The sequence below is a fragment of the Salegentibacter sp. BLCTC genome, assembly GCF_015143665.1.
GTDB lineage: Bacteria > Bacteroidota > Bacteroidia > Flavobacteriales > Flavobacteriaceae > Salegentibacter > Salegentibacter maritimus.
Window position 1 is genome coordinate 268,141 of the sequence record NZ_WYEW01000002.1, and the last position, 13,424, is coordinate 281,564.

10 protein-coding genes and 1 pseudogene are annotated in these 13,424 nt (G+C 37.0%); 6 read left to right on the top strand and 5 right to left on the bottom strand.

Annotation, left to right across the window (positions count from 1 at the left end):
- Positions 1 to 465 precede the first annotated feature (465 nt).
- The 3 genes from GUB10_RS03255 to GUB10_RS03265 all read left to right on the top strand — a co-directional run bounded on the left by GUB10_RS03255 (position 466) and on the right by GUB10_RS03265 (position 3,833).
- Positions 466 to 1,815 (top strand): DEAD/DEAH box helicase, encoded by a 1,350-nt coding sequence (locus tag GUB10_RS03255; protein WP_193710005.1) that lies wholly within the window; start codon positions 466 to 468, stop codon positions 1,813 to 1,815.
- On the top strand, positions 1,790 to 2,695 hold the full coding sequence (locus GUB10_RS03260) for an aldose 1-epimerase family protein (protein WP_227740289.1): 906 nt from the start codon (positions 1,790 to 1,792) through the stop codon (positions 2,693 to 2,695). The genes GUB10_RS03255 and GUB10_RS03260 overlap by 26 nt, the downstream gene beginning before the upstream one ends.
- A gap of 613 nt (positions 2,696 to 3,308) precedes the next feature.
- Positions 3,309 to 3,833, top strand: a complete 525-nt coding sequence (locus GUB10_RS03265; RefSeq protein ID WP_193710006.1) for a DUF4494 domain-containing protein — start codon at positions 3,309 to 3,311, stop codon at positions 3,831 to 3,833.
- A 117-nt stretch (positions 3,834 to 3,950) separates the two neighbouring features.
- Here the strand turns inward: GUB10_RS03265 and GUB10_RS03270 are convergent, their stop codons facing one another.
- Entirely contained in the window at positions 3,951 to 4,118 is a 168-nt protein-coding gene (locus GUB10_RS03270) for a Lacal_2735 family protein (RefSeq protein WP_193710007.1), read from the bottom strand.
- 330 nt (positions 4,119 to 4,448) lie between these two features.
- Here GUB10_RS03270 and GUB10_RS03275 point away from each other — a divergent pair, with 330 nt between their 5' ends.
- Entirely contained in the window at positions 4,449 to 8,945 is a 4,497-nt protein-coding gene (locus GUB10_RS03275) for an ATP-binding cassette domain-containing protein (RefSeq protein WP_193710008.1), read from the top strand.
- Positions 8,946 to 9,055: 110 nt separating this feature from the next.
- Here the strand turns inward: GUB10_RS03275 and GUB10_RS03280 are convergent, their stop codons facing one another.
- Positions 9,056 to 10,939 carry a S9 family peptidase gene (locus GUB10_RS03280; protein WP_193710009.1) on the bottom strand — a complete coding sequence of 628 codons (1,884 nt, stop codon included), beginning with the start codon at positions 10,937 to 10,939 and terminating at the stop codon, positions 9,056 to 9,058.
- A gap of 170 nt (positions 10,940 to 11,109) precedes the next feature.
- Between GUB10_RS03280 and GUB10_RS03285 the strand changes: the two genes are divergently transcribed.
- Positions 11,110 to 11,502 (top strand): hypothetical protein, encoded by a 393-nt coding sequence (locus tag GUB10_RS03285; protein ID WP_193710010.1) that lies wholly within the window; start codon positions 11,110 to 11,112, stop codon positions 11,500 to 11,502.
- Entirely contained in the window at positions 11,499 to 11,696 is a 198-nt protein-coding gene (locus GUB10_RS03290) for a helix-turn-helix transcriptional regulator (RefSeq protein WP_193710011.1), read from the top strand. Before GUB10_RS03285 ends, GUB10_RS03290 begins: the two co-directional genes overlap by 4 nt.
- Before the next feature lie 146 nt (positions 11,697 to 11,842).
- Here the strand turns inward: GUB10_RS03290 and GUB10_RS03295 are convergent, their stop codons facing one another.
- The 3 genes and pseudogenes from GUB10_RS03295 to GUB10_RS03305 form a co-directional block, all read right to left on the bottom strand.
- Positions 11,843 to 12,193 carry an endonuclease/exonuclease/phosphatase family protein gene (locus tag GUB10_RS03295; protein ID WP_193710023.1) on the bottom strand — a complete coding sequence of 117 codons (351 nt, stop codon included), beginning with the start codon at positions 12,191 to 12,193 and terminating at the stop codon, positions 11,843 to 11,845.
- 77 nt (positions 12,194 to 12,270) lie between these two features.
- Entirely contained in the window at positions 12,271 to 13,029 is a 759-nt protein-coding gene (locus GUB10_RS03300) for a DUF1080 domain-containing protein (RefSeq protein ID WP_193710012.1), read from the bottom strand.
- A gap of 17 nt (positions 13,030 to 13,046) precedes the next feature.
- A pseudogene (locus tag GUB10_RS03305) lies at positions 13,047 to 13,424 on the bottom strand (gfo/Idh/MocA family oxidoreductase); the annotation flags it as partial.

A 13,424-nucleotide genomic window follows, 5' to 3' on the forward strand; every position in this document is an offset into this window, starting at 1 on the left:
TGATGTAACTGCTTATTGATAAATCGAAAAACTTGTAAACTCTCCTTTATTCTTAGTTTGTAATTCATCGTCACCTTCAACTGGTTTCAGCGCCTGCTACAAAATATAGTTGGAGGTATATTTGAGTTTTACATTTATTCATGCTAGATGCTGAAACAAGCATGACGGTTTTTGAAAATAAATTAATTCAGAAAGTTTAAAGATTATTTCCCGCCCTGCGGTGGGATTAGTTCAACTAAACTAACTACTTTAAAAGTGCCACAGAAGAAAAAAGGCACTTGAGATCCCGCCCTGCGGCGGGATTAGTTCAACTAACTACTTTAAAGTTGGCACTGAACAAAAATAAAAAGGCATCTGAGATCCCGCCCTACGGCGGGATTAGTTCAACTAACTACTTTAAAAGTGCCACGGGCAATTTTAAAGTAGAGTTTCACTAACTTTGTGCATTCATAAAAACTTCATTTAGTGACTTTTCAGGATTTAAATATTACCACACCCTTGCGCAATGCGCTGGAAGATATAGACATTACCACGCCCACACCTATTCAGGAGCAATCTTTTTCTACTATTATGTCTGGAAAAGATATGGTAGGAATTGCACAAACCGGTACCGGGAAAACCTTTGCCTATATGCTTCCCATTTTAAGAATGCTTAAATATTCGGAACAAAAGAATCCCCGGGTTTTGGTTTTGGTACCCACACGGGAATTGGTGGTGCAGGTGGTAGAAGAGATCGAAAAGTTAACTGCATATATGAATGTTCGTATCGCCGGTGTTTATGGTGGGGTAAATATAAATACCCAGCATCAGTCAATTATGCAAGGGCAGGACATTGTAGTGGCTACTCCGGGCAGGTTATATGATCTTGTACTTAGGCGTGCCATCCAATTAAAATCTATTCAGAAATTAGTAATAGATGAAGTAGATGTAATGTTAGACCTGGGCTTTAAATTTCAGATCAATAATATTTTAGAATTGCTTCCCCAGAACCGGCAAAACATTATGTTTTCGGCCACCATTACAGAAAATGTAGAAAAGTTAATCGAAACCAACTTTAAAAGTCCGCAAACTATTTCTGTGGCCGCTAGTGGAACTCCCCTCGATAACATTCAACAAACCGGTTATAAAATACCAAATTTCTATACCAAGGTAAATTTGCTAAAGCATATCTTGGCCGATAAAGAAACCTATTCTAAAGTCTTGATTTTTGTAGCTTATAAGCGAATGGCCGACAGGCTTTATGCAGAATTAGAACAATATTTCCAGGATGAATGTACGGTAATTCACTCCAACAAAACCCAAAACTATAGATTGCGCAGTATCAAACAATTTGGCAGCGGATTTTGCCGAATTTTAGTAGCCACCGATGTTATGGCACGTGGGCTGGATATTGAATCGGTAAGCCATGTGATTAACTTTGATACGCCAAAGTATCCCGAAAATTATATGCATCGAATTGGCCGTACCGGTAGGGCCGAAAAAGAAGGAAATTCTATATTAATGACTACGGAAGCTGAAATGGAATCTTTAGAAAAAATTGAAGCTTTAATGCAAATGAAAGTTCCGCAAAAGGAAATACCGGTGGAAGTTGAAATTTCTTCAGAATTAATTCCGGAAGAGCAGCCCAAGGCCTTTGAAATTAACAATCCTGGAAAAATTAAAGACGAGGATGCTCCCGGCCCAGCTTTTCACGAGAAAAAAGAAAAAAATAAAAAAGTTAATCTGGGTGGTTCTTACCGCAGGGAAATTGCCAAAAAATATAAAAAGCCAAAAACTCGCGGCGATAAAAATGCAAACAGAAAAAAGAAAAAATAATTTTGAAATGCACGAATTACAGAACGATTTTTTAAGTATACAGGTAAAGCAGGTAGGCGCTGAATTAGTTAGCCTTAAAAATAAAGAAACCGGCATTGAACATATATGGCAGGGCAACCCCGAGTTTTGGACCGGCCAGGCTCCCAATTTATTTCCCGTAATAGGTATTTTAAAAGATGGGAAGTTTATATATGAAAACAAGGAGTATACTATGCCCAAACATGGTTTTGTAAGGCATAATGAACACATTCAGTTAAAAGAGAAAACAACCGATAAATTGGTTTTTCAATTAGATTATTCTGAAGAAACCCTGGCTATGTATCCTTTTAAATTCAGGTTTGAAATTTCTTTCCAACTCAAAGGTAAATCCCTTAGTGTAAATCACCAGATCTCTAATTTAGATGATAAGCCTTTATATTTTTCCTTAGGTGGGCATCCAGCGTTTAATGCGCCAATTAGCACCCATGAAGTTTATGAAGATTACTATCTTGAGTTTGATAGGAAAATGGACCTTAAAACTTATCTTTTAAATGAAAACGGATTGGTTAGCAATACAACCGAGGGAATTTTGGACAACGAAGATAAAATTAGATTGCATAAAGATCTTTTTATTGATGATGCACTTATTTTTAAGAATATTCCTTCTAAAAAAGTTAGCTTAAAAAGTAAAAATTCAGGTAGCGTTTTAAGCGTTGAGTATAAAGATTTTAAAAACTTAGGAGTTTGGGCAAAACCGGGAGCACCCTACGTATGCATAGAACCCTGGCTGGGCATTGCCGATGTTGAAGACACCGACCAAAATCTAAAAACCAAGGAAGGGATTGAAAGCCTGGCAGTAGGAAAAGATTTTCAGGCGTCCTATACAATTGATATCGCCTAGAAAGAGAAAGAGGCTGTCTTAAATGTCTACTTCCGTTAAGCTGAACCTACCCGTCCGGTCAGGCGAGCTTGTTTCAGCTTCTAAGATGTTTTGGTTATCACTATTTTAGGAGGCTGTCTAAAAGTCTATTCTCGTCAAGCTGAACTTGTTTCAGCTTCTAACGTGTTTTTAATTTATCGACACGTTAGATCTCCGAATAAATTTCGGAGCAGGCCTTGAAATAAATTCAAGATGACGGTTTTAAAAACTTTTCAGACAGGCTCTTTTATTTAAAACCTTTATTAAGTTCTATTTTTTTTCTTTGCGGCCTTTGCAGCGCGCTTTTCCTTTAAGCTCAAAACAGGCTCTTTCCTGGCCGATTTCTTTGAGGGTGATTTTTCTTTTGGCATAACTTCCGAATAATTAAAAATTAACCTGATAAAGATAGTGAAAGAAAGCATTCAAAATTTAAAATTCAGCCATTTCAATGCTATATTTTCAGAGTTAATAAATGTCTATTTTAAGACTAAATATTTGGTGAATTAAGAAATACAAGATTGTGAATATCTATTCCTATTTTTTATCATGGAGGCTGCCTAGAAATTCTATTTTTGGCTTCCTAAAAAATATAGAAATGAGCGTAACTTGGTTTGAATGTAAGGTGAAATACAAAAAAACACACGAGACAGGAGAGCAAAAAATGACTACAGACACCTATCTTCTTGATGCAGTATCTTATACAGAAGCAGAAGCGAGGATTACCGAAGAAATGACGGCTTATACCAGTGAAGATTTTAGAATAATGAATATAAAAGTAGCTAATTTCTCAGAGGTTCATCCTTTTGAGAATTCAGATCGCTGGTTTAAATCTAAAGTTTCCCTGGTAGCGATGGATGAAGAAAGCGGCAAGGAAAAAAAGACCAATATTTATTTGCTGGTTCAGGCCAACGATATCAAAGAGGCTTTTGAAAATACTACCACGGCTATGGAAGAAACCATGGGAGATTATAGTATTCCTTCTATCACAGAATCTCCAATACTGGACGTTTTCCCATATTTTACGGGAGAGGAAGAACAATTAGAAAAATTTAATGTGCTGGATTCTGTTGAAAATGAAGTAGAAACCGGAGAAAAAGAAGAAGAAGAAGAAACAGCCTAAATTATCTAAAACTTATTTTTAAAGAGGCTGTCTAAGAATGTTTCTTCATAAAATTGGACTGATTTATATTTCCTTTAGACAGCCTCTTCCTAGTAGGTATTTCAAACAGCAGTATTCCTACTTTCTAATCTCTTCAATCTCCTTTAAAACCTCGTTTGCTTCATACATTTTTTCATCGCTTTTACTACGATTGGTAGTAGAGAGCTGATGCGCTTCTTCCAGAAGTTTTTTGTATTTCACTTCCAGTTTTTCAACTTTTGACTTTTTCCTGAATAATCTGAACATTTCCTTTTTTACTTAAATATATTACAAACACTAAAGCAAATAAGAAAAATCACACTAATTAACCTTTGTTTTATCCCTGCTTTACAAAGGTGAAATTTGAAATCTCTTCTCTATGGGAAATAAATATTTTGGGATTTAATCAATTTTAATTACGATTATTCCTTCAACAATTTTTTCCATCCTTCAAGCATCCTTAGTTTTGCTTGTTGCTGAATCAACAATGAAATTCCATGTTAAAAAAGATTAATAGTTTGCTTTGAGTTGTATAATACTCATTTTAAACTATTATAGTCTTTCTATATTTTTCGAAAATAGAACCAAAAAGCCTGTATGCACATAATTAATGCCCATCAAAATAACTTAAAAAATATTGATTTAAGTATTCCCGAAAATCAACTAATAGTAGTCACAGGTCTGTCTGGATCGGGGAAATCTTCCCTGGCTATGGATGTTATTGCAAACGAAGGCTATCGTTATTTTTTAGAAAGCCTTCCTGCCTACAGCCAACAAAACGGCCAATTAATTCCAACTGCCGAAGTAGATGATATTAAAGCACTGCCACCAGTTATCAAGGTAGCGCAATCTAAACGTTTCCAGTCTATCAACACCACCTTCGGTACACTCTCAGAACTCACAGCCGTTTTTAGAATTTTATTTGCACGCTTTTCAGCTACTAAATCTATGAGTAAGTCACTATTTTCCTTTAATCACCCAAAAGGTGCTTGTGAGGTATGCCGTGGCATTGGGGAAGCAGAATATATTGATCTTAAGAAGTTAGTGGGAGACAAAAATAAAACGCTAAGAGAAGGTGCTATTACCACTACTCTTCCCAATGGTTATATTGTTTACTCCCAGATTACTGTAGAAGAATTAAACAAAGTTTGCAAAGCGCACGGTTTTAATGTAGACATTCCCTGGAAGGAACTCACTGCCGAGCAACAGGATGTAGTGCTAAACGGAAGCAATCGTATCAAGGTTTTCTTTGGTAAACACGGCCTGGAATCCCGACTTAGATGGAAAGGTATTAAGGCCAAGCCCCGCGAAGAAGGATTTTATAAAGGAATGCTTCCTATAATGAAAGATATTTTACGGCGGGATAGAAACCCTAATATCTTAAGATTTGCAAGCTCCAAAATTTGCCCGGCCTGTAAGGGAGCCCGAATTAAAGCCGAACATTTAAACTACAAATGGAAAGGTTTAAATTTTAAGGCCTGGATGGAACTTTCGTTAAGTGAATTATATGATAGGCTAAAGTCGCAAACCTACAAGCCCGGGGAACAGATATTAGTAGATAAAATGAGTAGCCAGTTATATGACCTTATTCGCCTGGGGATGGGGCAATACAAGTTAGGTACACCAAGCCATGCTATTTCTTCAGGCGATGGGCAGCGCATTAAACTCATTAACCAGGTAAACAGTAAACTACAGGGTATTTTATATGTTTTTGATGAACCCTCTATTGGTCTATCTCCAAACTACCAAAAATATTTGCTTCATATTCTAAACCGACTAATACTTAGGGGAAATACAGTTATGGTGGTGGAGCACGACTTAGATTTTATAAAATCGGCCGATTGGGTCTTGGAATTAGGTCCGGAAGCCGGGGTACACGGTGGCGAAGTGGTTTTTAACGGCCCCATAAGTAACTTTTTACAAACAAAAGACCTAAACAGTCCAACTTTAGCAGCATTAAAGGAGGTAGAAAATGAAAAAAAACTAAAAAACCAGCCCAAAAAAGTGTCGGCTAATTCCTTTCAACCCGGTAAAAAGGAGCTTACAACAGTGAGTCGCAAAACACCTCAAATTATTGATAGCATCACCGAGTTTTGTAAAAATGAAGGTCTAAATCTTCTAACCGTAAACGACCAGCCCATTGGTAAAACTCCCCGAAGCAATCCGGCGACTTATACAGGCCTGGCAGATAAAATAAGAGACCTGTTCGCCAAAACGACTGAAGCAAAAACTTCGAATTTATCCAAAGGGGCCTTTTCCTTCAACAATAAAATCGGTAGATGTGAAACCTGCGAAGGAGCGGGCGTTATCACATTATCTATGAGTGCGCTAGGCAGTATCAACCAGGTTTGTCCTGGCTGTAATGGTAAACGTTTTAAGCCGGAAATACTTCGTGTTGAATGGAAAGACAAGAATATTGCAGATCTCTATAAGCTAAGTATCGAAGAAGCTTATGATTTCTTTTCCGAGGAAAAGAAAATCAAAGAAATTCTGTCTTTAATGCTACAGTTAGGACTTGGTTATATTAAACTGGGGCAGCCCTCCAACACCTTATCAGGTGGTGAGGCGCAACGCATTAAACTCACTAAACATTTTGCTAAAAAATCAGAAAAAACACTTTTAGTATTAGAGGAACCAAGTATAGGACTGCACCAACAAAATGTGCATCAGTTGCTGAATGCCCTGCATAAGTTAAAGCAACAAACCGCTGGCATCCTTTGCTTCGAAAACCATTCACTTTTCACATCTTCCTGTGACAGCCTGGTAGAAAATGTACTTAAGGATCAACCTATTAAACTTAAAAAAGAAGTCCCCCGGCAATTAGATAAAATTTCCATTAGTGGAGCGCGAACGCACGCGCTTAAAAACCTCAACCTAGAACTACCTAAACATAAATTAACAGTAGTTACCGGGATTTCGGGATCGGGAAAATCTTCTTTGGTTATTGATACCCTACACGGCTTTGGACTACAGGAAATGAGCCGCCAATTTTCCAGCTATCAACAGTCTAGAGTGGGGGTGAATTTTCAATTAGAGGTAGATACAATTGAAGGACTTAGCCCTACTATTTGTATTACGCGCAAGCACAAAAACTACTCACAGCGTACAGATTTAGCAAAACAAACCGGTATTGATAAAGTTTTACGTTTTGCTTTTTCCAGAAAGGCGCAATATGAAGGCTGGGAATTATCGGCCAGTCATTTTTCGAATAACCATGAATTAGGGAAGTGTGCTGTTTGCGAAGGCCTTGGAGAAGAACTGCTCCCCGATCTAAACAAACTCATTTTAGATGAAAATAAAAGTATTGCCACGGGGCTATTTGCCCATAATAAAGCAATCGCTTATTATGGAGATCCGCAAGGCAAGCATATGGCTATTCTAAAAGAGATAGCAAAAGAAAATCAATTTAACCTGGAAACTCCTTTTAAAGATCTAAAAGAAAAACAAAAAGAAATATTACTTCACGGAACCGGCGACAAAGTATGGAAAGCCAATTGGTTGTATAAAACCAAAACAAGGGAAGGTGTACAGGCCTTACAGATGAAATGGGAAGGTCTTTTTCAATACCTACAGGAAGAATATTATAAAACCAGAAAGAACAAAAATATTAATCAGCTCACCGCCCTCTTTTCTAATAAGAAATGCGGGCACTGTAATGGTAGTGGGCTAAAAACTGAACGATTGAATTTCAAAATAGCCCACAAATCTATTCACGAGATAAAATCTATGGATTTTAGGGTATTTGGGCGATGGATTACACAAAATTCAAAAAAGGAAAATATAGATGGAAAATTATTGTCTAAAATAGCTCCGCACCTAATTAATACTATTAACAGGGCAAAACAATTACACATTGACCACCTTCAATTGAGCCGAAAATCACCTACATTATCAGGAGGCGAAAATCAAAGAATTGAGCTAATAAAACAATTGAATAGCCCTCTTAAAGGCATTACTTATTTGTTAGATGAGCCTTCTGCAGGATTGTCTAACAACAATATTCACGATTTAATAGAACTGCTAAAGGAACTTATTGAAAAAGGGAATACTGTAGTGGCTATTGAGCATAATAAAGATATTATTCACCAGGCAGACCATATAGTTCAAATTGGCCCTAAGGCAGGAAAGTTTGGAGGGTACATCACTTACGAAGGCCATACCAAAGGTTTATTAGAACAAAGCGATTGCCATCCTTATCTAAAATCCCCTTCCCAAAGGCCGAACCTTAGAGAAGGCGATAATCATATTAATATTGGCAAAGTGGCAAAGCACAGCCTGGTTAGAGAGTCTATAGCATTGCCTATAGGAGGAATTACTGCTCTTACAGGGAAGTCTGGTATTGGGAAAACCACGCTGGTAAAGGAAATTTTGATTCCCAGCATTAAAAAAGCCCAGCCGGTAAATTGTAAACGCATAGATTTTCCTAAAAAATATGAGGAAGCAAATTATTTTGAACCTAAAAAGTTAAGATCACACGCGTCCACTTTATTGGTTTCGTATTTAGATATTCTGAAAGACATCAGTAAAATATTTGCTACCAAAACCAATTTAAAAGCAAAGGACTTTTCGTATAAAACAAAAACAAGTCAGTGCCCAAACTGCAAAGGAAAAGGTTATATAGAAACCAGCCTGGATATTGTCGCCAATACTATTGAAGAATGCGAAGTTTGTAAAGCACAACGTTATCAACAGCATATTTTAGAACATAGTGTTGAAAATAAAAATATAGCAGAGGTGCTTGCCCTGAATATTCTAGAGCTAAAAGACTGGTTAAAAAAGCTGAAGCTTTCTGCCAAAAGCAGGCAATTTCTAGATCAATTGAAGGAAATAGGCCTGTCACACCTTAGTTTAGAGCAACCGGTACAATCGCTTTCTTCAGGAGAAAAACAACGCTTGTTATTATTAAACTGGTTGCAGGAAGAGCGTAGCGATGTCCTATATATTTTAGATGAACCCAGCACCGGGCTACATTATGCCGATATTGATTTGTTGTACACCATACTTCAAAAGCTCGGCGGGGGCAACGATATTCTTATTATTGACCACAACCCATACCTCTTAGAAAAAATTGGGGTTGGCCTGATTTTAGAATGATTTATTATTAAAATTGGCTAAACAAAAAACTCCCCCGGGAACAGGTTCTCGAGGGAGTTAATTCTAGTTTCAGGGCAAAATACGTATCCTTCTACTTTATTATTTTTAAATTACAAGGTTTCTTCCAACCATTTAAAGAATTCTTTTTGCCAGATGATTCCGTTTTGCGGGCTTAAAATCCAGTGGTTTTCCATAGGAAAATAAAGCAACTTGCTTTTTAAACCTCTTAGCTGGGCTGCCTGAAAAGCTTCCAATCCCTGCCCAATAGGAACTCTAAAATCTTTACCTCCCTGAATAATTAGCATAGGTGCATTCCACTTTTCAACAAAATTAATAGGATTAAATTCGGTGTAAGCTTTAGGGCTTGGCGTTTGCCAATATGGGCCTCCCATATCTTTATTTACAAAGAACAACTCTTCTGTAGTACCATACATGCTACGCGTATTAAAAATACCATCGTGAGCAATAAAAGTTTTAAAACGATTATCGTGATGACCTGCCAGGTAATACACCGAATAACCACCATAACTTGCACCCACTGCGCCTATTCTGTCTTTATCTATAAAGTCTTCTTTACTCACTTCGTCTATAGCCGAAAGATAATCTTTCATATTTTGGCCACCCCAATCGCCGCTTATTTGTTCATTCCAGGCTACACCGTGACCCGGCATTCCACGTCGGTTTGGTGCAACCACAATATAACCATTGGCAGCCATCAACTGGAAGTTCCATCTAAAAGAATAAAACTGCGATAGTGGAGATTGTGGTCCACCCTGTAAATAAAGAAGTGCCGGATACTTTTTATTTGGATCAAAATCTGGCGGATAGATTACCCAGGTAAGCATTTCCTTCCCATCGGTGGTTGGGACCATTCTTTTTTCTACCTGGCTTAGTTTGATAGTATCATAAAAACCATCGTTTACACGACTAAGCTGGTCCATCTTTCCGTTTCTAAGATTTACCGTATATATTTCTGAAGCGTGGTTCATATCGGTTCTGGTCACCACCATGGTATTATTTGACTGCCCAACCATTGCTGTGATATCGAACTGACCCTGAGTAATTTGTTTAATTTCAGCTGAAGCTTTTTTAGGAAGATTCACTTGAAATAATTGCTTTGTTCCCGCAATAGGAGCTATAAAGAAAAGTTTCTTTCCATCCTCAGCCCATAAAAAACTACTCACTGTTCCATCCCATTCTTTGGTAAGATTTAGTTTTTGACCATCTCTAAGAACTATGATGTCATTCTTATCGGCTTCGTAACCCGGCTCATCCATTTGCAACCAGGCAAGTGTTCCATCTATAGATATGGCAGGCGAAGTATCATAGCCTTCATTATCATCGGTTAAGTTCGTTGTGGTTTTCGAAGCTAAATCATAAGCATAAATATCGGTATTGGTGCTTTCAGCATATTCTCTTCCTTTTACTTTTTTAGAAACATAAAATACCTTGCTACCATCCTGATTCCATATATAATCTTCGGCACCTCCAAACGGCTGCAAAGGAGTGTCATGCGGCTCTCCTTGCATAATATCCCATTCTTCACCAGTAGAAATATTTTTCACAAATACATGGCTGTACTTACCATCTTCCCAGGTGTCCCAATGCCTGTAATTAAGATCATCGTAGATAAAGACATCAGACTTTTTCATTTCAGGATAAAAATCGTCTCCATAAACCGGCTGTATTTTCACTTCTTTAGAAAATATTTTGTATTCGCCTGAAGGAGACACCTTTGAATCTTTGAAGATACTATCATAATTTGTTACTTGGATTGGCTCACCTCCTTTAAGAGAAAGCACAAAGGTTTTGGCACTACTGGTATTACTGTTAATATCGTAAGAGCTGCTGGAGTAAATAACCTGCTCTCCATTGGTGGTTAGACCTATTGGTGAGATTCGTTTTAATTCCCATAGTTTTTCTGGGGTCATTGTTTGGCCTGTAGCAGACAGGCATATTCCCGAAAGTATCAGGAAAATATATAGCTTTTTCATTGAATAAAAGATTAATTATAAACGGCTATAAAGATACACAGGAAGCGGGAGAAAGTTTAGTATACTAATGAAATATTCTTCTTTTTTGTAAATAAGACTTTACATTAAAAAATTTTTACTAAATTTGTAAAGCAAACATTACATTTAGTAAACTCTTAATTACAACTAAAATGAAAAAAGAACGTAAAAAAAACCTTTACAACCTGGCCATTTGGACCTGGACCTGGGTAGGTACTTTGGCAATTGCCACATTTGGGCCCAAATATATTTGGGACAATCATACTGTTTTAACTGCTTTGGCTGTTTCAATAAATTTTGTTCACGGCATTCTAATGATTGTGGCCAACCGAAAAGTGTTTAATGATTTTGATGAGTTGCAGCGAAAAATTCATTTAGAATCTTTGGCTTTAACATTGGGGTTAGCGGTAGTAGTAGGATTATCTTACTCTCTACTTGAGGTCACCAATCTAATAACCAATAATGCAGAAATAAGTTACCTTATAATATTTATAGGTTTAACTTACTTAATACTGGTTACTATAAACACCAGACGTTACGCATGAAAAACAAGTTAAAAATACTTAGAGCCGAGCATAGTTATACACAGGAAGATTTAGCAGATATTATTGGTGTTTCCAGACAAACCATTAATGCCATAGAAAAAGAAAAGTTTGACCCCAGTTTACCTACAGCTTTTAGAATTTCAAAACTTTTTAAATTACCTATAGAGGCTATTTTCCATTTTGAGGAGTCCTAATTTATGGTTATATGGATTAAATTGATTCCTAATATTTTTCTACAAAAATTTTAAAGCTTAATATAAATACTACTTTCATGCTGGTACAAAAAAAGCCATCTGAATAAATCAGATGGCCTTTCACAAACTAACCAGAACTAACACTTTTAATGCTCTATCATCACTTCAGCATAAACCGGTAAATGATCTGAGGCATATTTTTCATCTATTACCTTATGTAACTTTACATCGAATTTATCCTGAGGATGCTTATAAAAAATAAAGTCTATGGCCCGACTGGGGTTATTAACCGGAATTGTAGGCGGGCACGAATTACATGTTCTGGTAAACTCTGAATCCATTAAATTAATGGTTTCCGAACCCGAACTTGCATTAAAATCGCCTGCAATTATAATTGGAATAGGTGAAGATTTTGAATGTTCAATTATACGTTTTACTTGTAAAATCCTACTTTTAGATTCTTTTTTATAGTCTAAATGCGTACTTCCAAATAAAATTTCTAAACCTTCAACTTTTACTAAACCAAAAGCTACAACCCTATCTTCGGTAGATTCTCCAGGATCATTAGGTAGTTTTAAAGTTTCCTAATTTTTATATTTCTAAACCAGGTAAAGCTTCCGTGATCCTGCAATCCAATGAAACCAGATTTGGCTTTAGCGTAATCAGGATAATCTTTCCATTTACCTTCTCTTTTTCTTTGCTTCCATTCTTCTGACCAGGGCTCGAACTCTACTGTTTTTTGACCATTTAACCAATAGGTCACTTTCTCTTCAGTAAACCTGATTCTGGTGGTATTCCATTCCCCCACAGGTCTAAGGTCTTTTTCATCGTAATCAGAAGCATACATACCATAATCTGCACCGATAGAATTCTTCGGTTTTAATTCATGCGGAAATCCTTTTTGATCAATAATTTGATATTCGGGAGCGACAAAATAAGGGGCAGCATAGGCCTCATCTTCTACTACATGATAGAATATTCCACTATTACCTTCAGGTGATATCTTCCATTCCAGGTACAATTCAAATTCGCCAAACTCTTCTTCACCATATACAATATCACCACCTATATCCCCTCCTTTTCCCAATGATTTTAAGGTTTCGTCTTCTACTACCCATCCCTGTGGAAGTTCCTGTGCATTAGTGTCATTATACCCACGCCATCCATCAGCATTTTTGCCATCAAAAAGATATTGCCATTCTTCTTTATTACTGGCAGTATCTTCGGCATTTTGCTTTTCATCAATTACTGCTTCCTTACCCTTATTTTCATCTGCATTTTTACAAGCCATCAAACTTGCTACAAAGATTACATTTACTATTATTTTTTTCATCTTTAAATTATATCAGGTTATACTAATTTCATTTTTTCCGGATCCCAGTTTATAAATTCATTCTTTTTATAGCTTTCATTACATAATAAAGCCGGTGCGGCTGCACGGAACCCAAAAGCAGGATCTTGTGCTACCGAGCCATTTTCACGAATTGCCATAAAGAAATTGGCAAAATGGTCATAATGCGCTCCTTTGTAGCCATCTTCTGCGCGGTAAACGGTTTCTAAAGGTGGAACCAGTTTTTTACGATCTGGCCTGCCAGAATTTTCTTTTGCTTTTTCTGCCAGGAAAGGATCATCACTTCCTCCACCGGCATTGCGCTTTAATGTAAGGCTGTCCCAGGCTATATCCATAGAACCTTTACTTCCTACCAGTTTTAAGAACGTACTTCCGCT